Origin of the sequence: Nonomuraea angiospora (assembly GCF_014873145.1) — a bacterium.
GTDB classification, from domain to species: Bacteria; Actinomycetota; Actinomycetes; order Streptosporangiales; family Streptosporangiaceae; genus Nonomuraea; species Nonomuraea angiospora.
The window spans coordinates 5,097,491-5,116,691 of record NZ_JADBEK010000001.1 but is presented as its reverse complement, the minus strand read 5'-3'; the positions used below and the strand labels follow the sequence as shown (position 1 = coordinate 5,116,691).

Below are 19,201 nucleotides of genomic sequence, written 5' to 3'. Positions count from 1 at the left end.
TGTCAGACCAGCCGGGCCTCGTAGGCGGCGATGACCAGGTGGACGCGGCTGCGCGCGCCGAGCTTGGTCAGCAGGCTGCTGACGTGCGTCTTGACCGTGCTGAGGCTGACGTACAGGCTCTGCGCGATCTCCGCGTTGGACAGGCCGCGGGCCACCAGGACGAGGACCTCGCGCTCGCGTTCGGTGATGTCCAGGCCGCGGACCGGCGGCGCCGGGCTCACGTACCGCTGGATCAACCGCCGGGTGGCGGTCGGGGCCAGCAGGGACTCGCCCGACGCGACGACCTCGACGCTCCTGAGCAGGTCGGCGGGCGGGGTGTCCTTGAGCAGGAATCCCGCGGCGCCCGCCTGGAGGGCTCCGTAGACGTACTCGTCCAGGTCGAAGGTGGTCACGATGAGCACGCGCGTGCGCGGGCGGGCGGCGCAGATGCGGCGCGTGGCCTCGATGCCGTCCATCTCGGGCATGCGCACGTCCATGAGCACGAGGTCGGGACGGTCCCGGGCGGCCGCGGTCACGGCCTGCGCGCCCGTGGCGGCCTCGCCGACCGTGTGGAACCCCGGCGCGCTGTCGATCAACCGGCGGAAGCCCGCCCTGATGAGCGGCTGGTCGTCGGCCACCAGCACCCTGATCACAGCGGCAGCCTCGCCATGACGCGGAAGCCGCGCAGGGGACGCGCGCCCGCCTCGAACTCGCCGCCGAGGACGCGCACCCGCTCGCGCAGCCCCGTCAGACCGTGCCCGTACGGCCCTGCCGGGCCGTGCGTGCCGTCGTCGACGACCTCGACGACCAGCCCGTCACCCTGCCGTTCGACCCGGACCCGGACGTGACGGGCCCCGGCGTGTTTGAGCACGTTGGTCAGCGCCTCCTGGACGATCCGGTAGACCGTCAGCTCCATCTCCCCCTCCACCTCGCCGTCGATCTTCAGCTCCACCTCCAGGCCCGCCGCCCTGGTCCGTTCGGCGAGCGCGCCGAGGTCGGCCAGACCGGGAGCGGGGGCGAGCTCGGCCTCGCCGTCCTCGCGCAGCACGCCGAGCAGCCGCCTGGTCTCGCGCAGCGCCGACCTGCTGGTCTCCTCGATCGAGGTCAGCGCGCCGCGCATCTCCTCCGCTCCGCCCAGGTGACCCGCCACGCCCGCCTGCACGGCGATCGTGCCGAGCCCGTGGCCGATGACGTCGTGCAACTCCCTGGCGATCCGCAGCCGCTCCGCCATGGCCCGCGCCCGTGCCCGCTCCTCCGCCTGCGCGGCGAGCTGCTCGGTGTAGCGCCTGCGCTGGTACACGGCCGTGCCGGTGGCCCAGGCGGCGACCACGATCGCCAGCGCCAGCCCGAGCTGGTCGCGTACGACGGTCGTCAGCGGCGGCGCCAGCACGCCCTGCGCCGCGACCGCGGCCGCCACGAGCAGCGCGGCGACGGCCCTGCCCCGCGTCGCCAGCGTGTACAGCACGAGAGGCAGGCAGAGCAGGTCGGCGTGCGGGATGAAGAACTCGCGCATGCCGAGCCCGCCCACCAGGACGATCACGAACACCGCCCGCGGCCACAACCGCCTGACGGCGATGGGCAGGCCGGTGGCCAGGGCCGCCGCGTAGTCGAGCGCGCCGGGCGCCGACGGGTTCCGCGACACGGCCAGGCCGACGAAGACGGCGGCGAAGAAGAGGGCGACCCCGGCGTCGATCGTCACCCAGATCCAGGCCGGCACCCGGCTCAGCAGCGGGAGACGGAGCTGTTCGCGCACGCCACGAACCTAACCGGGAGATCCGGGCCCGCGCATCGGTCCCAAGACCGATGCGCGCCGAGCCGGTCCCGGCCGATCGTGAAAGGCATGATCGAAGTCAGCGGGCTCAGCAGACGTTTCCGACAGACCCTCGCCGTGGACGACCTCTCCTTCACGGTGCCGCCCGGCAGGATCACCGGCTTCCTCGGCCCGAACGGCGCCGGCAAGACCACCACCATGCGGCTGATCCTCGGCCTCGAGCGGCCCACCGCCGGCCGCGCCACGGTGAACGGCCTGCCCTACCACGCGCTCGAAAGGCCGCTCACGCAGGTCGGCGCGCTGCTGGACGCAACTGCGGTGCAGGGCGGCCGGCGCGCGGACCAGCACCTGTGGTGGCTGGCGCGCTCCAACGGGATCTCGCGGCAGCGCATCGGCCCGCTGCTGGAGTTCGTCGGGCTCGGCGACGCGGGACGCAGGCACGTCGGCGGCTTCTCGCTGGGCATGAAGCAGCGGCTCGGGCTGGCCGCGGCGCTGCTCGGCGACCCCGAGGTGCTCCTGCTCGACGAGCCGGTCAACGGGCTCGACCCCGAAGGCATCCGCTGGATGCGCGACCTGCTCAAGTCGCTCGCCGCCGAGGGCCGGACCGTCCTCGTGTCGAGCCATCTCATGAACGAGATGGCGGTGACGGCCGACCACCTGATCGTCATCGGGCGGGGCAGGCTGCTGGCCGACGCGAAGATCGGCGAGTTCGTCCGGCCCGGCACGTCGCTGGAGGACGTGTTCATGGAGGTCATCGGGAGGTGCGAGCCGTGAGCGCGATCGCCGCCGAGTGGATCAAGCTGCGCACGCTCCGTTCGACCTGGTGGGCGCTGGGCGTGGGGGTGCTGGTGGCGCTCGCGATGACCGTGCTCGGCGCCTCGACGGTCATCGCGCGCTGGGATCCGGGCCGTACGGGCGACCAGGCCGCCATGGGCGTCGTGGTGGCCGTGTACGTGGGGGTGGTCCTGGCCCAGCTGCCGTTCGGGATGATGGGCGCGATGACGATCAGCGGCGAGTACACGTCCGGCATGATCGACGCGACCCTCGTCGCCACGCCGTCCAGAGGGCGGGTGCTGGCGGCCAAGGCGGTGGTCCTGAGCGGGACCGCGGTCGCCGGCTCGCTGCTCATCGCGGTTCCCGGCTATCTCTACGGCCGGTTCCTGGCCGCGGAGTACCACCCGTCGCTCCTGCCCGCCGGGGCCTGGACGGTGGTCGCCGGCGGCACGCTCATGATCGTGGTGGCCACGCTGCTCGGGCTGTCGCTCGGCGTGATCCTGCGCAACGGGGCCGTGGCGACCGCGGTGCTGGTGACGATCGTCCTCCTGCTGCCCTTCGCCGGCCTCGTGCTGCCCGGCGGGGTCTGGGTCAACCGGCTCCTGCCCGGATACCCGGCGCTCCAGCTGATCGAGCAGGTGCCGGCCATCATGCCGACCTGGGCGGCCTTCACGGTGCTCGCCGGATGGGCGGTGGTTCCGCTGCTCGCCGCCTGGCGGCGGGGGTGAATCCGCAGGATGCGGGGGTAGGGGGCGCCCGTAGTCCGAAGAAATGGGGAACGTATATGAGCCGCATCAGGGAATGGCTGAAGAAGGCGGAGAACCTGGCCAGAGGGCATTCCAAGCAGGCCGACCAGTTGCTGGACCGCGCCGAGCGCTACGCGAAGGAGCGGACCGGCCACAAGTACGACGACCAGATCTCGAAGGGCGCCGACGCGGTGCAGCAGCGTTACGGCGGCGGTGGTCAGACGCGGCCGCCCGTCCGGGACGAGGAGACCAGGGACCAGAGACGCGAGGGCTGAACGGCCGGCTACCTGTCCTCGACATCCGCGATGAAGGAGAGGTAGCGGTCGGCTGAGCGGCGGACGGCCTCCGTGCCGTCCCCGTACACGACGCGCTTCCACCAACCCCCGTAAACCCTCTCGAACGCGTACGGCTCCAGCAGGTCCAGGGCGCGGCGCACGACGTGCGGACGTTCCGGGATGTAGTTGGGATAGCTGTACATGAAGCTCACCCAGCGCCGGTCCTGGACGACCTGGAGGATGTCACCCGAGAACAGGGCACGCTCGGACGACCAGTGCAGCACCTGGCCGCCCTCGAAGTGCACGCCCGCGTTGATCAGGGTGAGGTCCTCCGACAGCCGGTGGGTGTCGCCTTCCCAGAAGACGATCGAGTCGTCCGGCCTGGCCACCCACTGCCTGTCGGCGGCGTGGATGTACACCGGGGCGTCGAAGGCCCGGGACCATTCGATCATGGAGCCGTAGAAGTGGGGGTGGCTGATGGCGATGGCCGACACCCCGCCCAGCTCCTCGACCTCGGCGATCAGGTCGTCGTCGAGGTAGGAGATCATGTCCCAGAGCACGTTGCCCTCCGGCGTGCGGAGCAGGAGCGCGCGCTGCCCGATCGCCGTGGGCGGGGCGGCACCGATGCCCACCACGCGCGGGCCCTCCTCCTCCACCCGGCCGCGATGGCCCTCGGCCGCCAGGCCCGCCAGCGTGGTCCACCGCTGGCCGTCCCAGCCGACGTACTGGCGCTCGTCCTCGCAGATCGGGCAGTCGGGGCGCGGCTCGGCGTACTGGACGCCGCAGGTGCGGCAGATGGGCAGGTCGGCCGGTGGCATGCGGCCAGCCTAACGCGTGGCCTGTACGGTGATCGCATGGTCAGAGGGGGTTTGCTGGTCGCGGGGACCACGTCCGACGCGGGCAAGAGCGTGCTGACGGCGGGGATCTGCCGGTGGCTGGCCCGCAGGGGCGTGCGCGTGGCGCCCTTCAAGGCGCAGAACATGTCGCTCAACTCGTACGTCACCGCGCAGGGCGCCGAGATCGGCCGGGCCCAGGCGACGCAGGCGCAGGCCGCCTACCTGGAGCCGACGGCGGACATGAACCCGATCCTCCTCAAACCGGGCACCGACCGCCGCAGCCAGGTCGTCCTCATGGGCACCCCGGTGGCGGACGTGGACGCGATGGAGTACGGCGCGCTCAAGGACCTCCTGCGCGCCACCGCGCTGGAGGCGCTCGAAAGGCTCAGGAGCCGCTACGACGTGGTGGTGTGCGAGGGCGCGGGCAGCCCCGCCGAGATCAACCTGCGCCGCGGCGACATCGCCAACATGGGCCTGGCCAGGGCCGCGAACCTGCCCGTGATCGTGGTCGGCGACATCGACAGGGGAGGGGTGTTCGCCGCGTTCTACGGCACGGTGGGCCTCTTAGACGCCGCCGACCAATCGCATATTTCCGGATTTGTCGTGAACAAGTTTCGCGGCGCGCGGGAGCTCCTGGAGCCCGGCCTCGACATGCTCAGGCGGCTGACCGGGCGCGAGGTCTACGGCGTCCTGCCCTGGCTCGACGGGCTCTGGCTGGACGTCGAGGACTCGCTGGCCCTGGACAGCCGGAAGGTCGCGGCAGGCGCCCCGTACGGCAGGCAGACCCTCCGGGTGGCCGTCGTGCGGCTGCCCAGGATCTCCAACTTCACCGACGTGGACGCCCTGGCCGCCGAGCCGGGGGTCGTGGTGCGTTTCGTGACCGATCCGGTCGAGCTGGACGACGCCGACCTAGTGGTGCTGCCCGGCTCCAGGGCCACGGTGAGCGACCTGGCGTGGCTGCGGGAGCGCGGGCTGGCGGCGGCGATCACCGACCGCGCGGGGCCCGTGCTGGGGATCTGCGGCGGGTTCCAGATGCTCGGGCGGGAGATCGTGGACGAGGTGGAGTCGGGGGCGGGCAAGGTCGAAGGGCTCGGGCGGCTGCCGGTACGCGTCGAGTTCGCGAAGGACAAGCGGCTCGGACGGCCCGAGGGCACGGCGTACGGGCAGCCGGTCCGCGCGTACGAGATCCACCACGGGCTGGCCTCGGTCGACGGGGGCGAGCCGTTCCTCGACGGCTGCCGGGCCGGCAACGTCTGGGGCACCACCTGGCACGGCGCCCTGGAGAACGACGGCTTCCGCCGGGCCTTCCTGGCCGATGTGGCCGCGCGGGCGGGACGCGACTTCGCGCCGGCTCCCGGCACGGACTTCGCCGCGCTCCGGGAGGAGCGGCTCGACGCGCTCGGCGACCTGGTGGAGCGGCACCTCGACACGGACGCGCTGCTCCGCCTCATCGAGCACGGCCCGCCGGACGTCCCGGTCCTGCCGCCGGGGGCGCCGCCGCTCAGCTAGCCGGCGCCCGGGTGGTGCGCTGGGCGGCGATCCAGGCGTCGATCTGCTCCCAGTGGTCGTACAGCCACCGGATCCGGTCCTCCCGCTCCGCCGGGATCTCGGCCGCGGGCACCCGCCACCACTTGGCGGTGATCTGAGCGTTGAAGGGCAGCTTGCGCCAGACGTCCCCCAGGGTGATGAGGTCGTCGAGGCCGGTGTGCGCGACGAAGATGACGTCCGCCGACGGGCACGCCTCGATGGCGGTGATGGCGCCGTTCGGGCGGGGCGGGAGCAGGTGGTCCATGCCGCGCGCCCGCTCCGCCTCCTCGTTCAGCCCCTTCTCCTCCAGCCTCCGGATGGCGAGCCGGCGGCGGCGCGGGGTGAAGTTGCCGCCCTCGGGGAAGATCACGAGGGCGTCCTGGTCGCCCATCGTGGCGGCGAGGTGGTGGATCTCCTCGATGATCCGCTTCTGTCCGGACTTACGGGGCACGAACGCGTTCGGCAGCCGGTTGATCACCACGTCCAGCGAGGGGTCGTACTGGAGCGCGGCCTTCATGACGATGCGCGGCCGCCGGCGATAGATCGCCAAAAGGTAATAAATCAGCAAAAAGGAGTCGCCGGGGCCCGCGTGCCGGGACAAGACGATGACCGGTCGCGTCAGCCTGGCGGACCGCTCCTCGGCCGTCAGGTCGGGCTCCTGGATCTCCAGCGTCAGCCGGAAGATCCGCACGGCGGCCGCGTGCGCCTTGGCCAGGAACCACGTGATCAGGGCGTAGTGCCGTTCCTGGCGCCGGGCCCCGCCCGCTACCCACAGCCACAGGCACGTGATCAGCACGCCCGACTCCAGCGTCAGCCACACCGTGGCGAACCAGACGAACCTCGCCCCCCTGCGCCGCGGCGGCGGCAGCCGCAGCGAGGCCGCGGCCGTGACCAGGAGCCAGAACGGCAGCGTCACCACCATGAACACGGTCACCACGATGACCAGCGGAGCCAGCACCAGCCGGCGGAGAATACGCGGTGGAAGCAACGGCGGCCTCCCTGCAACGGTCTAACCCTCATCCTCCTCTGTTACGCAAATAGCGGGAAGACGCGTCGTACGCCCGCTCGATGCAGGCGGAGATCTGCGAGATGTCGCGGTAGCGCAGCGGGGAGAGCGCCTCGGTCATCCCGGCGGGCAGCACGTGCACCTCCACGCCGGGCGGCAGGCTGGCCATGTCCTCGGCGAACCGGTGCCTGCGCGCGATCTCGAACGCCACCATGCCCACCTCCCAGAACCTCCTGGGCGGCGCCAGCGGCCGTTCGATCCGCCCGACGTGCAGGACGTAGACGCGCTTGGCGCCGAGCTGCACGGCCCGCCCCACGGGGATGCTGTGCACCAGCCCCCCGTCGTAGAAGTGCTCGCCGCCGATCACGACGGGCGGCAGCAGCCCGGGCACCGCGCACGACGCCAGCACCGCCTCGACCAGCGGCCCGCCGGTGAACCAGTGCGCCGCCGCCCGCTCGACCGAGGCCGCCACGCACTGGAAGGGGACCTCCAGCTCCTCGATCCGCGAAACCCCCACCGTTCGGCTCAGAACCTCGCGCAACGGCCCGATCGGGTGCAGATGGGTGCCGGTCCTGGCCAGCGTGGACAACCGGGCCACCCAGGAGCCGGCGAAGGCCGTACGTACGACGTCGGAGCGCCACAGCGTGGTCAGCCGCTCCACCGCCTCGGACGGGGCGGCGGCGATGACCACCCCGTTCAGGGCGCCCACGGACGTGCCCACGACGAGGTCGGGGCGGATGCCCGCCTCGTCGAGCGCCTGCAGCATGCCCACCTCGTGCGCGCCGAGCACGCCACCGCCACCGAGCACGAACGCCGTTTCCACGCAACACACCCTCTCGTTGCCGCGTCCCGGAAGCAAAGCCATCCGCACGCTGCCGGACCCGTCCGGTGACGCGGCCCCCGCGCGGCGGGACGATTCGGCCATGACAGCAGTGGTGCGGGCCGAAGGGCTGACCAAGTATTACGGCAGGCGCCGCGGCCTGGAAGATCTCACGCTGGAGATCCGGCCGGGGGAGATCTTCGGCTATCTCGGGCCGAACGGCGCAGGCAAGACGACCACGCTCCGGTTGCTGCTCGACGTGATCCGGCCCACGCGGGGCACGGTACGGATCCTCGGCGCCGCCCCGCGCGAGGCCGCGACCCGCTCCAGGATCGGCTACCTGCCGGGCGAGCTCGCGCTGGAGGGCCGCGAACGGGCCAGGGACTACCTGCGCTTCCTCGGCAGGATGCGCGGCGGCGTGCCGGACACGCGCATCGACGCCCTGGCCGAGCGCCTCGAGGCCGACCTGTCGGTGCAGATGCGCAAGCTCTCCAAGGGAAACAAGCAGAAGGTCGGGCTGATCCAGGCGTTCATGCACGAGCCGGAGCTCCTCATCCTGGACGAGCCGACGGGCGGGCTGGATCCGCTGGTGCAGCAGGAGTTCCTGGCCATGGTCAGGGAGGTGCGCCAGTCCGGGCGAACCGTGCTGATGTCCTCGCACGTGCTCGCCGAGGTCGAGAACGTCTCGGACCGGGTCGGAATCGTACGGGACGGGCGCCTGGTGGCCGTGGAGGACGTGGCGGCGCTGCGCGAGAAGGCGGTGCGCCGGGTCGAGCTGCACTTCGACGCGCCCGTGCCGCGAGCGGCGTTCGAGAACCTGCCCGGCGTGCGCGACCTGCGCGTGGAGGGCGCCGGCGTGCGCTGCACGATCGACGGTCGGCCGGACGCGCTGATCAAGGCGGCGGCCGCCTTCACCGTGGTGCACATGGTGAGCGCGGAGCCGGATCTTGAGGAGATCTTCCTGACCTACTACGGCGACGAGGAGCGACACCATGATCGCTAAGAGCCTGCGCGACAACCGGCGGTCGCTCATCTCGTGGTGCCTGGGCATCAGCGCCTTCATGGGCGTCTATCTGGGGGCGTACGCCACCGTCAGGCTGGACCCCAAGAGCTACGACGCCATGGCCATGGCCAAGTTCCCCGGGCCGCTAAAGGACCTCATGGGCGGGCTCGGGGACTTCGCCTCCGGCACCGGCTACCTGCAGACGGTCGTCTACCAGCTCTTCGTCCCCATGCTGTTCATCGTGTTCGCGATGCTCCTGGCCAACCGGGCGATCGCCCAGCCGGAGGAGTCGGGCACGCTGGAGCTGGTCGTCACGCTGCCGGTGGACCGGCGGCGGCTCGTGCTGGACAGGTTCGCGGCGCTGGCGGCCGCGATGCTCGTGCTTGCCGCCGTGACGCTGCTGGCCACGTGGGCGACGAGCCAGGCCGTGGAGATGGGGGTGCCGTTCGACCGGATCCTGGCCGCGCACCTCGGGGTGCTCCTGGTCGGGCTGCTGTTCGGGACGATGGGACTGGCGGTCGGCGCGGCCACCGGGCGCAGGGCGATCGCCTCCGCCGTGGTCGGCGTGTGGGTGGTGGCCGGCTTCGTCGTGGTCACGATCGGCCGGAACCTCGACGCGATCTCCTGGCTGAAGTGGGTCTCGCCGTTCCACTACTACGCCGAGGGCAGGCCGCTCTATGAGGGGCTGCCGGTCGGGGACTACCTTGTGCTGGCGGGGGCGACGGCCGTGCTCGCGCTCACCGCGGTGCTCTCCTTCGACAGGCGTGACGTAGGAGTGTGATGGCGATCTCCGGGCTGCCCGCCGACCTGCCCGCCGACCTGCTCGCCGACCTGCTCGGCGGGCACCGGCAGGTGCTGGCCGAGCACGCCGCGACCGGCCGCTTACCCGCCCGTGAGGCGCTCGACGCCTACCGCGCCGCGGGCAGGCGCGCCGCCACGCTGGGGGTTCCGCTGCGGACCCTGGTGGACTGCGCGCTCGCCGCCGGCGAGGGGCTGCCGGCCGCGCTGCCCGCGCTGCGCAAGGCGGTCTCCGCGCTGATGGAGGGGTACGAGAGGGCGCAGCTCGCCGCCATCCGCGAGGAGGAACAGGCGTGGCGGGAGTTCGTGGACGACCTGCTCCAGGGGCGGGCCGAGCGGCTGGCGGAGCGGGCCGAGCACTTCGGGCTGCGGCTGGCGGGGTCGTACGTGGTGGCCGTGGCCCGCGGCATGCGCGACGGCGACCAGGACCGCGTCGAGCGGGACCTGGTCGCCCGGTTCGGCTCGCACAACGTGCTCGTGGCCGTGCGCGACGGGCTGCTGGTGTGCGTGGCCCCGGCGACGCTGCCGGCCGCGGTGGGGGAGTTCACCCATCACGTACGCGCCCGCTTCCCGGCCGGTTGGCGGGTCGCGGTGGGACGCCCGCAGCGCGGCCCCGGCGGTGTGGTGGCCTCCTACCGGGAGGCGGCGCAGGCCCTGGAGCTGGCCGACGGGCTGGGGCTCAGGGCCGACGTGGTCAAGGCGGCCGACCTGCTGGTCTTCCCCGTGCTGCTGCGCGACAGGGGTGCGATCGAGGACCTCGTGACCAGCGTGCTGAGCCCGCTGCTGGGGGCGCGGGGCGGGCACGAGCCGCTGCTGGAGACGCTGGAGGCCGTCTTCGCCTCGCACGGCAACCAGACGGCCGCGGCCCGGCGGCTGGAGCTCAGCCCGCGGGCGGTCACGTACCGGCTGGAACGCATCCGCAGGCTGACCGGCTTCTCGCCGGACGACCCGACGCAGCGCTTCACCCTGGAGACCGCCGTGCTCGGGGCCCGGCTGCTGGGCTGGCCCGCGAGCCCCCGCTTCAGTCGGTGAGCGCGAGGCGGATGCCGAAGCCGACGATGACCACGCCGGTCAGGCGGTCGAGGAAGCGGCGCACGGCGGGCGTCCGCAGGAAGCCGCTCACCAGCGACGCGAACCCGATCAGCGCCGCGCTCCACATCAGCCCCTCGGCCACGTGCACGCCGGCCAGCAGCAACCCCATGGCCGCGTGCGGCGCCCCGTCCGGGATGAAATGCGGCAGCATGGCCACGTAGAACGCCCCGACCTTGGGGTTGAGCAGGTTCGTGACCAGCCCGCGCCGGAACCCGGCCCCGAACCGCACCGCCTGCTCCGGCTCCTCGTGGGGCGCGGCCTTGGCCAGGAGCATGCGCAGGCCCATCCACACCAGGTACGCCACGCCGGCCCAGCGCAGGATCTCGTAGCCGAGCCGCGAGGCGGCCAGCAGCGCCGACAGCCCCGCCGCGGTGAGCACGCCCCACGTGAGCGTGCCGAGCTGGATGCCGAGCGTCACGCCCCAGGCCGCCCGCCTGCCCGCGAGCAGGGACGTACGCAGGACCAGGGCCGTGTCGAGGCCGGGGGTGAGCGTGAGCAGCGCCACTACGAGGGCGAACGACCAGACCGATCCTGCGATGTCCATGGCGTCAGGGTATGAGGAGCAGTTTCCCTGTCGTCCGGCGGGCCGCCAGGTCCTCGTGCGCCTGGCGCGCCTCGGCCAGCGGGTAGCGGTGCGAGATGTTGATGGTGAGCTGTCCCGACTTGATCCAGCCGAACAGGTCGGAGGCGCGCCGCAGCAGCTCCTCGCGCTCGGCTATGTAGTGGACGAGCGTGGGCCTGGTCAGGAAGAGCGAGCCGTTGCGGTTGAGGATCTGGGGGTCGATCGGCGGGACCGGGCCGCTGGCGGCGCCGTACAGGGCCATGAGGCCGCGTGGCCGCAGCGCCTCCAGCCCGCCCTCGAACGTGGTCTTGCCGACGCCGTCGTACACCACGTCGATCTTGTTCCGCAGCGCCTCGGCGAAGTCGTCGTACCGCAGCACGTCGTCGGCGCCGGCCTGCCTGGCCAGCTTCTCCTTCTCGCTGGTGGAGACGGTGGCGTGGACCTTGGCGCCCCTGAGCTTGGCCAGCTGGACGAGCAGCTGCCCCATGCCGCCGGCACCGGCGTGGACGAGCACCTCGTCGCCTTCCCGCACCTCGTGGGTGGAGTGGGTGAGGTAGTGGGCGGTCATCCCCTGCAGCATCGCCGCCGCGGCCACGTCGGCCGGGACGCCGTCGGGCACGGGCACCGCCCGGTCCGCCGGGACCACCGCCTTCTCGGCGTAGCTGCCCAGGACGTTGGCCCAGGCCACGGTGTCGCCCACGGCGATCCCCTGGACCCCCGGCCCGACGGCCGAGACCGTGCCCGCGCCCTCGGAGCCGATGGGCGTGGGCAGGTCGAGCGGGTACGCGCCGGAGCGGTGGTAGATGTCGATGAAGTTGACCCCGCTGGCCGCGACGTCGACCACGATCTCCCCTTCGCCGGGGACGGGATCGGGCCGCTCGACGTATTCGAGAACCTCAGGACCGCCAGGGGCGGAGACGATGATGGCATGCATGACGCCTAGTCAACTCCGTCCGTGCGGGGAAGTGCCAGCCGGGTCCGGTTTCCCCGGGTGCCGTGTACGTGGCGTGCTCGGCCCTGCGCGGTGTGCGCCGGATCGGTAAGCTAGCGCGGCGTGAGCGGTGAAACCTCCCACATCGGGCGCTACAGGTTGCTTAGCGTGCTGGGTCGGGGCGGCATGGGCACGGTCCACCTCGCCGAGGATCCGGCTGGGCAGCGGGTCGCCGTCAAAGTGATCAACCCGGAGCTGACCCAGCACGAGCAGTTCCGCATGCGGTTCCGCAGGGAGGCGGACGCCGCCCAGAGGGTGCGCAGGTTCTGCACGGCCGCGGTGCTCGAGGCCGCGCTCGACGGCGACCAGCTCTATGTCGTCACCGAATACGTGCCCGGCCCCGACCTCGAGGCCGCCGTGCGCCAGTCGGGCCCCCTGCGCGGCTCCAGCCTCGACGCGCTGGCCGTCAGCGTGGCCACCGCGCTGACCGCCATCCACGGCGCGGGTGTGGTGCACCGGGACCTCAAGCCGTCGAACGTGCTGCTGTCGCCCGTCGGCCCGCGCGTGATCGACTTCGGCATCGCGCGGGCGCTCGACACGCTCGGAGGCGTCACCGGCACCGGCGAGCTGGTGGGCACGCCCCGCTACATGGCTCCCGAGGTGCTGCGGGGCGAACCCGTGTCGCCGGCCTGCGACGTGTTCTCGTGGGGATGCCTGGTCGCGTTCGCCGCCAGCGGCAGGGCGCCCTTCGGCGGCGACACGCTGCCCTCGATCGTCTACCAGGTGCTCAACACCGAGCCGGATCTCAGCGAGGTCGAGCCCGGCCTGCGCGAGCTGGTCGGGGCCGCGCTGCGCAAGGACCCGGCCGCGCGGCCCACCGCGCAGCAGCTGCTCGACCAGCTCGTCGGGCGTTCGGCCGGGCCCGAACAGGCGGCGCAGACCGTACAGGTGGCCTGGCAGCAGGCCACGGCGCCGTACACGTCCGTCCAGCAGCCGTCCAAGGGCAACCGCACCAAGCTGATCGCGGGCGTCGCGGCGGCGGCCGCGGCGGTGCTGGTGGCGGGCGCTGTGGCCGCGTGGGCGATGTTCAGCCCCAGCGGGCCGCCCGACATGAGCGTTCTCTACCGCGAGGACTTCACGCAGACCTCCGGTGGCTGGAACGGCGTCTACGACCCCGACGAGACGGCCAGCTACGGCTACCGGACGGACGGGACGTACGGGCTGGACGTGGAGAAGGGGTCCGAGGAGCGGTGGGCGAAGGCGCCCATACCCTTCCTCATCGCCAGGCCGACCACCACGCCCGACCCGTCGGCCACGCCCACGCCGATGCTGCCCTCGTCCGTCGTCGTCGCCGTCACCGCCGAGGTCAAGAAGTCGGTCGGGAGCGGTGAGTACGGCGTGTACTGCCACAACATGGACGATGACGACACGTACTACGAGTTCGCGCTCGACACGACCGGGAAGGCCAGGATCCGGCGGATCGTGGACGGATCGGGCGGGACGCTGGCCCAGCCGGTGCAGGTGGACGGGCTGCCCGGCAAGGCCCGGCTGGTGGCGGCGTGCGAGCAGGCCGGATCGGCCGTGCGGCTGACGATGTGGGTGAACGACCAGCGGGTGCACCAGGTGGAGGATCCGAACGGGCTCGGGAACGGGTACGTGGGGTTGTTCGCGCGTACGCCCAAGGACGAGACGTCGCTGCTGAAGACGACGTTCGACGACTTCGAACTACGCGGCCAGAAGGAGCCCTGACCGGAGGAGCCGGCCGGCTGCCGGAGCCCAGGGACGGCGCGGCCGGCTCATAGAACCCCTGGAACGAGGACGCCCGGCGCACAGAACCCCAGCACGGGTGGTGGCTCACAGAACGCCGGCGCGGGCGGCGGCGAGCGCCGCGTCGGCGGCGCGATCGGCGTCCCGCTCGGTGACCGGCTCATGCGCCACGAACAACCGGTAGTAGACAGGCGCGACGGCCACCCTGATCACCTCCCTGACATCCACGACGTCAGGCAGCTCACCGCGTGCGACCGCCCGCCGCACCACCTCGGCCGACTGCTCGTGCCGGGCCGTGAAGAACTCGTGCAGCGCCCGCGCCGCGTCGGGATCCTGTACGGCCGCCGCCACGAACGCCGACGACACCGGCCCCAGCTCCGGGTCGTCGAAGCCGCTGCGCACCAGCTGGACGATGCCCCTCAGGTCGCCTTCGATCGAGCCCGTGTCGGGAATGGGCCACGGCTCGTCCCTGGCCAGCTCCAGGGCGTCGGAGATCAGCCCCGCGACGCTGCCCCAGCGCCGGTAGACGGTCGTCTTGTGCACCCCTGACCGCTCGGCCACGTTCTCCACCGTCAGGCCCCGGTATCCGCGCTCGGCCAGCTCGGCGAGGGTGGCCTGCCGTACGGCGTCCCGAACCCGGGCACTTCGCCCGCCCGGCCGCTTGTTCGACTCCAAAAACTACTCCAGTTGCATTAACGTCTCCCGCATGGCAAACTAACGCTACAACAGTTGCGATTGGAGTTCCATCCTGATCAGCCTTCGAGGGGTTTCCCAGTCATACGGCGAGCGGGCCGTCCTCGCTGACGTGTCCATGTCCGTGAAGCCAGGCGAGCGCGTGGGCGTCGTCGGCGAGAACGGCTCGGGCAAGTCCACGCTGCTACGGCTGCTGGCCGGGGTCGAGCGTCCCGACGACGGCGAGGTGACGCTGGCCGACGACACCGGCTACCTCCGGCAGACGCTCGACCTGCCGCCCGGCCACACGGTCCAGCAGGCCGTCGACGCCGCGCTGGCGGGCCTGCGCGCCATGGAGCGCCGGATCCGCGAGCTGGAGTCGTCGCTCACCGATGACGTCATGGCGGAGTACGGGGAACTGCTGACGGCGTACGAGCTGCGGGGCGGCTACGAGGCGGACGCGCGGGTCGACAAGGCGTTCCACGGGCTGGGGCTGTCCCACGTGGGCCGCGACCGGCCGCTGTCCAGCCTGTCGGGCGGGGAGCGCGCCCGCCTCGGCCTGGCCTGCGTCCTGGCCGCCGCGCCCAGGGTGCTGCTGCTCGACGAGCCGACCAACCACCTCGACGAGTCGGCCCTGACCTGGCTCGAAGCCCGGCTGCGCGAGCACCGGGGCACGGTCGTCGTGGTCTCCCACGACCGCGTCTTCCTCGACCGGGTGGCCACGGCCGTGCTCGAGGTCGAGCACGGGACGATCACCCGCTTCGGCGGCGGCTACACCGGCTTCCTGGCCGCCAAGGCCGCCGCCAGGGCCCGCTGGGAGCAGTCGTACGCGGCGTGGTGCGAGGAAGTGCGCCAGGTACGCGACTACGCGGCCACGACCGCCCACCGGGTGGCCACGGGACGGCTGATGCGCGACAACAACAAGATGGCCTACGACCGCAACGCCGGGCGGGTGCAGAGCTCGGTGGCCAGCCGGGTCCGCAACGCCCACGAACGCCTGCGCCGACTGGAGGCCGACCCCGTCCCCCGGCCACCCGCCCCACTCCGCTTCCACGGCACCTTCACCACCTCGGATCTCCCCGACACTCCAACCACCGACGAAACCACCCCCAGCACCCTCGCCCCAGGCCACCCACCCGACGCAACACCGAATCCCACCCCGGGACGCCGACCGGGCACAGGACGCGCCGACGACGCAACACCCGAGCCCACTTCGAGACCCCGGCCCGGCACACAACGCGCCCCTGATACGACACACAAGCCCACCCCGAGCCACGAGCCCGCTCCGAGCCACGAGCCGACCGTAAGCCATGCGCCCGCTCCGGGGCATGGCCCCGCCCTGGGACACGAGCCCGCCCCGAGCCACGAGCCCGCCCCGAGCCACGAGCCCGCTCCGGAGTACGGGACCGCCCCGGGACACGGGCTCGCTCCGAGCCACGAGTCCGCTCTGGGACACGAGCCCGGCGCGCGACGCGCTCCTGTCGTGGGACACGAACTCGGCCCGCGTCATGAGCCTGGCCGCAGCCATGATCCCGGTCCGGGACGCGCTCCTGGCGTGCGACGCGCCCTTGATGCGGGACGTGAGCTCGGCCCCGGACACCAGCGTGCCGGGCACGGGCATGGGGCCGGACAGGGGCATGCGGTCGGACACCAGCCTGGGGCCGAACACCAGCCTGGGGCCGAGCACAACCGTGCTCAAGCTCGCGTGCTCGTGGAGTTGCGCGATGTCCGGGTCGGCGATCGGTTGCATGTCCCCTCCCTGACTCTCCAAGCCGGCGACCGGCTGCTGGTCCGCGGGGCCAACGGCGCGGGCAAGTCGACGCTGCTCCAGACCCTGGCCGAGCACGCCCAGGTAAGGGTCGGCCACCTGCCGCAGGAGGCGACGTTCGACCCCGATCTGACCGTCCTGGACGCCTACAGCCACAACCACACCTATGCGGACGAACGGCGAGCAGCCCTGCTGAGCACCGGCCTCTTCAAGCCCCGGACTCTCGACCAGAAGGTGGGCACGCTGTCGGTCGGGCAGCGGCGCAGGCTGGCGCTGGCCCGGCTGCTGGCGCAGGAGTACGACCTCCTCCTGCTCGACGAGCCGACCAACCACCTGTCGCCGGTCCTGGCCGAGGAGATCGAGGAGGCACTCGACGACTACCGCGGCGGGCTCGTCGTGGTGTCGCACGACCGCGCCCTCATCCGGCGCTTCCGGGGGACCGAGATCACGTTGGCAGGAGGACGCATATGTTGAGCAACGCAGGATCGACCAGTGAAGGACCGCAGATGTTGACCAGGATTGAAGAGGGCGCGCCGTACGGCATCGCCACTGGAGCGGACGGCGCACTCTGGTTCACGCTCGTCCACGAAGGGCGCGTCGGCAGGATGGTGCCGGGCCAGAAGCCGGTGATCCATCAGCTCGATCCGGCCGACGGGCAGCCGACTGTGATCACCCCGGGGCCGGACGGGGCGATGTGGTTCGCGGAGGGCAAGGGCGGCCGGATCTCCCGGATCACCGCCGACGGGCAGGTGACCTCCTATGAGGCGGACTCGCCGTACGGGGTCGTCGCCGGGCCCGACGGGGCCATGTGGTTCACCCAGATGCAGACCGGCCGGATCGGGCGCATCGGGCCCGACGGGGAGCGGACGGAGTTCGAGGTGCCGGTGGAGGGCGGTATGCCCGCTTTCATCACGGCGGGGCCGGATGACGCGCTCTGGTTCACGATCAACCAGGGCAACGCCATCGGGCGGATCTCGGTGGCCGGTGAGGTGACCGTTCACCCGCTCCCCACGGAGGGCGCCGCCCCGGTGGGCATCACGCTGGGGCCGGACGGGGCGCTCTGGTTCGTGGAGATCGGTGCTGGTCAGGTGGGGCGGATCGACACCACCGGCAAGATCACCGAGTACCCGTTGCCCGACCGGGCCGCACGACCGCACGCGATCGTCACCGGTCCCGACGGTGCCCTCTGGTTCACCGAGTGGGCCGCCGACCGCCTCGGCCGCATCACCACCGACGGCACCCTCGAATCGCACCCGCTATCAGCCGGACCGCAGCCGGGGGACGGTGACACGCGGAAGGCCGAGCCGCACGGGCTGACGGTCGGGCCGGACGGGGCGATCTGGGTGGCCCTGGAGGCGGGCGCCCTGGCCCGCATCAGCATCGACTGACGAACCACGACCGCCTCAACGACCTCATCCGCCAACCGCTCGCACTACCCGCTCACACCGCCGACACCCTCACCCCGCATGACGCTTCGGGCATGGCGCTTCGGGCATGACGCTTCGCATCTTGGGCTCCGCGCATCGCGCCCTGGGGTTCCGGGCTCTGGGTAAGGCGTTCGGGCACGGCGCTCCGGGCTCCGGGCTCCGGGCTCCGGGTACGGCGCTTCGGGCGCCGCGCCTTGGGCGCGCAGCAATGCACCGCTTACGCCGCGCCTCGCGCTTCGGGCACCGCGCTCCGGCGCCGCGCCTTGGGCACGGCAATGCGCCATTACGTCCCGTCTTGCGCCTCGCGCGTGGGGCGCCGCGCTTCGGGCGCGCAGCAATGCACCGGTCGCGTCGCGCCTCGTGCTCCGGGCACCGGTCGCGTCGCGCCTCGCGCTTCGGGTACCGCTCGTGCCGCACCGCGCACCGGTCACCATCGCCCCCGCTCCTTGCCCCCGCTCCTCGCTCCTCGCCCTCGCCTCTCGCGCCTACCTCTCACCCTCGCCCTCATCTCTCGCCCTCGCCTCCAGTCCTCAGCCGCAGTCCTCAGCCCTTGGCCGGAGCCCTCGGCTGCGGTCCTCGTCCCCGGTAAGCCGTCCTGCTGGTCGCGAAGGTGCCGAGGGGCGGTTATCGGTGGTTGGGATCTGGGGGGTGGGCGTTGGTCAGGAGGTGGGGCAGGGACGGCAGGCCCTTCTCCGGGGACGTCACCAGGACGCGGCACCCCGCGGCCGTGGCGGCGGCGACGCCTGTGGGGCTGTCCTCGACGGCGACGCAGCGGGAGGGGATCGTGCCGAGCCGGCGGGCCGCCTCCAGGTACGGGTCCGGGTGCGGCTTGCCACGGGCTGTGTCCTCGTTCGCGATCACCAGGTCGAACGTGTGCCCGAGCCGTGGCAACACCAGCTCCACGATGGTCCGGGGCGAGGCGGTGACCAGGGCCGTCGGGATGGCGGTGGCGGCCAGCTCGGCCAGGAGCTCCGGCGCCCCCGGCGTGACCTGCACGCCCTGCTCGATGAGGCCGGCGAAGGCGTCCGTGAGCTGCCTGGCCACCTCGGCCATGAGCGGCATCTCCGAGGCCGGCGGGGCGACCGGTGGTGGGGCGGGCGGTGGCGGGGCCACCGATGGCAGGGCGGCCGGTGGCGGAGGGGCCGGTGGTGGGGCGGGCGGTGGCGGAGGGGCCGGTGGTGGGGCGGCCGGTTGTGAAGGGGTCGGTGGTGGGGCGGCCGGTGGTGGGGCGATCGGTGGTGGGGCGGGTGAGGGGTTGGGGCGGGGCGGGGGAGTGGGGGTGAGGAGGTGGGCGGCCACGTCCTCGACCGTGCGGCCGAGCACGTACGGCATGTCCTCCGGCCCTAAAGCCCGCCCGAGGGAGGCGGCGATGGAGGCGGTGGCCTGCCACCACAGCCCTTCGGTGTCGACCAGGGTGCCGTCCATGTCAAACAGGACGGCATCCGGG

Annotated in this window: 18 protein-coding genes and 1 pseudogene; 10 read left to right on the top strand and 9 right to left on the bottom strand. The window is 72.4% G+C overall.

The genetic code is table 11. From position 1 onward, the window contains the following. Positions 1–2 precede the first annotated feature (2 nt). A complete protein-coding gene (locus H4W80_RS23120) occupies positions 3–632 on the bottom strand; it encodes a response regulator (RefSeq protein ID WP_192787006.1) in 630 nt (209 codons plus the stop codon). Further along, positions 629–1,732, bottom strand: coding sequence for a sensor histidine kinase (locus H4W80_RS63720; protein ID WP_192787005.1), 1,104 nt, complete (start codon positions 1,730–1,732; stop codon positions 629–631). The genes H4W80_RS23120 and H4W80_RS63720 overlap by 4 nt, the downstream gene beginning before the upstream one ends. Before the next feature lie 87 nt (positions 1,733–1,819). Here H4W80_RS63720 and H4W80_RS23110 point away from each other — a divergent pair. The 3 genes and pseudogenes from H4W80_RS23110 to H4W80_RS23100 all read left to right on the top strand — a co-directional run. Further along, positions 1,820–2,464: pseudogene (locus tag H4W80_RS23110) on the top strand (ABC transporter ATP-binding protein); the annotation flags it as partial. 56 nt (positions 2,465–2,520) lie between these two features. Then, a complete protein-coding gene (locus H4W80_RS23105) occupies positions 2,521–3,252 on the top strand; it encodes an ABC transporter permease (protein WP_192787003.1) in 732 nt (243 codons plus the stop codon). Positions 3,253–3,308: 56 nt separating this feature from the next. Next, positions 3,309–3,545 carry an antitoxin gene (locus H4W80_RS23100; protein ID WP_192787002.1) on the top strand — a complete coding sequence of 79 codons (237 nt, stop codon included), beginning with the start codon at positions 3,309–3,311 and terminating at the stop codon, positions 3,543–3,545. 8 nt (positions 3,546–3,553) lie between these two features. On the opposite strand, the gene H4W80_RS23095 is transcribed toward H4W80_RS23100, so the two are convergent. After that, positions 3,554–4,363, bottom strand: a complete 810-nt coding sequence (locus H4W80_RS23095) for an MBL fold metallo-hydrolase (protein WP_192787001.1) — start codon at positions 4,361–4,363, stop codon at positions 3,554–3,556. A gap of 36 nt (positions 4,364–4,399) precedes the next feature. On the opposite strand from H4W80_RS23095, the gene H4W80_RS23090 reads away from it, so the two are divergent. After that, a complete protein-coding gene (locus H4W80_RS23090; protein WP_192787000.1) occupies positions 4,400–5,890 on the top strand; it encodes a cobyric acid synthase in 1,491 nt (496 codons plus the stop codon). Here H4W80_RS23090 and H4W80_RS23085 read toward each other — a convergent pair. Both H4W80_RS23085 and H4W80_RS23080 read right to left on the bottom strand, forming a co-directional pair. Beyond that, positions 5,883–6,896: a 1-acyl-sn-glycerol-3-phosphate acyltransferase gene (locus H4W80_RS23085; RefSeq protein WP_192786999.1), complete on the bottom strand. Its 1,014-nt coding sequence runs from the start codon at positions 6,894–6,896 to the stop codon at positions 5,883–5,885. The genes H4W80_RS23090 and H4W80_RS23085 overlap by 8 nt on opposite strands. Positions 6,897–6,924: 28 nt before the next feature. Then, complete coding sequence (locus H4W80_RS23080; RefSeq protein ID WP_318787013.1) at positions 6,925–7,737, bottom strand: patatin-like phospholipase family protein; 813 nt, start codon at positions 7,735–7,737, stop codon at positions 6,925–6,927. Positions 7,738–7,837: 100 nt separating this feature from the next. Here H4W80_RS23080 and H4W80_RS23075 point away from each other — a divergent pair, with 100 nt between their 5' ends. Genes H4W80_RS23075 through H4W80_RS23065 form a run of 3 tightly spaced genes read left to right on the top strand, consistent with a single transcriptional unit; the run spans position 7,838 to position 10,567 of the window. Beyond that, the gene (locus tag H4W80_RS23075; protein ID WP_192786998.1) at positions 7,838–8,737 is read left to right on the top strand and encodes an ABC transporter ATP-binding protein; all 900 of its coding nucleotides are present in this window, start codon (positions 7,838–7,840) and stop codon (positions 8,735–8,737) included. Then, the gene (locus tag H4W80_RS23070) at positions 8,727–9,518 is read left to right on the top strand and encodes an ABC transporter permease subunit (RefSeq protein WP_192786997.1); all 792 of its coding nucleotides are present in this window, start codon (positions 8,727–8,729) and stop codon (positions 9,516–9,518) included. The genes H4W80_RS23075 and H4W80_RS23070 overlap by 11 nt, the downstream gene beginning before the upstream one ends. Then, positions 9,518–10,567, top strand: a complete 1,050-nt coding sequence (locus tag H4W80_RS23065) for a PucR family transcriptional regulator (protein WP_192786996.1) — start codon at positions 9,518–9,520, stop codon at positions 10,565–10,567. The genes H4W80_RS23070 and H4W80_RS23065 overlap by 1 nt, the downstream gene beginning before the upstream one ends. On the opposite strand, the gene H4W80_RS23060 is transcribed toward H4W80_RS23065, so the two are convergent. Further along, complete coding sequence (locus H4W80_RS23060) at positions 10,557–11,171, bottom strand: LysE family translocator (RefSeq protein WP_192786995.1); 615 nt, start codon at positions 11,169–11,171, stop codon at positions 10,557–10,559. The genes H4W80_RS23065 and H4W80_RS23060 overlap by 11 nt on opposite strands. A 4-nt stretch (positions 11,172–11,175) precedes the next feature. Then, a complete protein-coding gene (locus H4W80_RS23055; protein WP_192786994.1) occupies positions 11,176–12,123 on the bottom strand; it encodes a quinone oxidoreductase family protein in 948 nt (315 codons plus the stop codon). A gap of 120 nt (positions 12,124–12,243) precedes the next feature. Between H4W80_RS23055 and H4W80_RS23050 the strand changes: the two genes are divergently transcribed. Further along, complete coding sequence (locus tag H4W80_RS23050) at positions 12,244–13,869, top strand: serine/threonine-protein kinase (RefSeq protein ID WP_318787012.1); 1,626 nt, start codon at positions 12,244–12,246, stop codon at positions 13,867–13,869. A gap of 105 nt (positions 13,870–13,974) precedes the next feature. Here the strand turns inward: H4W80_RS23050 and H4W80_RS23045 are convergent, their stop codons facing one another. Beyond that, the gene (locus tag H4W80_RS23045; RefSeq protein WP_192786993.1) at positions 13,975–14,562 is read right to left on the bottom strand and encodes a TetR/AcrR family transcriptional regulator; all 588 of its coding nucleotides are present in this window, start codon (positions 14,560–14,562) and stop codon (positions 13,975–13,977) included. Positions 14,563–14,692: 130 nt separating this feature from the next. On the opposite strand from H4W80_RS23045, the gene H4W80_RS60940 reads away from it, so the two are divergent. Then, the gene (locus H4W80_RS60940) at positions 14,693–16,801 is read left to right on the top strand and encodes an ATP-binding cassette domain-containing protein (protein ID WP_318787011.1); all 2,109 of its coding nucleotides are present in this window, start codon (positions 14,693–14,695) and stop codon (positions 16,799–16,801) included. 32 nt (positions 16,802–16,833) lie between these two features. Next, positions 16,834–17,715 carry a Vgb family protein gene (locus H4W80_RS23030; protein WP_192786992.1) on the top strand — a complete coding sequence of 294 codons (882 nt, stop codon included), beginning with the start codon at positions 16,834–16,836 and terminating at the stop codon, positions 17,713–17,715. 663 nt (positions 17,716–18,378) lie between these two features. Here the strand turns inward: H4W80_RS23030 and H4W80_RS60935 are convergent. Continuing rightward, on the bottom strand, positions 18,379–19,179 hold the full coding sequence (locus H4W80_RS60935) for an HAD family hydrolase (protein ID WP_225963610.1): 801 nt from the start codon (positions 19,177–19,179) through the stop codon (positions 18,379–18,381). Positions 19,180–19,201: the final 22 nt, after the last annotated feature.

Excerpts from the sequence above, each read along its gene's own strand:
- H4W80_RS23090 (WP_192787000.1), top strand. The coding sequence starts at position 4,400 with ATGGTCAGAGGGGGTTTGCTGGTCGCGGGGACCACGTCCGACGCGGGC.
- H4W80_RS60935 (WP_225963610.1), bottom strand. The coding sequence starts at position 19,179 with ATGGACGGCACCCTGGTCGACACCGAAGGGCTGTGGTGGCAGGCCACC.
- H4W80_RS23055 (WP_192786994.1), bottom strand. The coding sequence starts at position 12,123 with ATGCATGCCATCATCGTCTCCGCCCCTGGCGGTCCTGAGGTTCTCGAA.
- H4W80_RS23095 (WP_192787001.1), bottom strand. The coding sequence starts at position 4,363 with ATGCCACCGGCCGACCTGCCCATCTGCCGCACCTGCGGCGTCCAGTAC.
- H4W80_RS23075 (WP_192786998.1), top strand. The coding sequence starts at position 7,838 with ATGACAGCAGTGGTGCGGGCCGAAGGGCTGACCAAGTATTACGGCAGG.
- H4W80_RS23065 (WP_192786996.1), top strand. The coding sequence starts at position 9,518 with ATGGCGATCTCCGGGCTGCCCGCCGACCTGCCCGCCGACCTGCTCGCC.
- H4W80_RS23070 (WP_192786997.1), top strand. The coding sequence starts at position 8,727 with ATGATCGCTAAGAGCCTGCGCGACAACCGGCGGTCGCTCATCTCGTGG.
- H4W80_RS23100 (WP_192787002.1), top strand. The coding sequence starts at position 3,309 with ATGAGCCGCATCAGGGAATGGCTGAAGAAGGCGGAGAACCTGGCCAGA.
- H4W80_RS23030 (WP_192786992.1), top strand. The coding sequence starts at position 16,834 with ATGTTGACCAGGATTGAAGAGGGCGCGCCGTACGGCATCGCCACTGGA.
- H4W80_RS23060 (WP_192786995.1), bottom strand. The coding sequence starts at position 11,171 with ATGGACATCGCAGGATCGGTCTGGTCGTTCGCCCTCGTAGTGGCGCTG.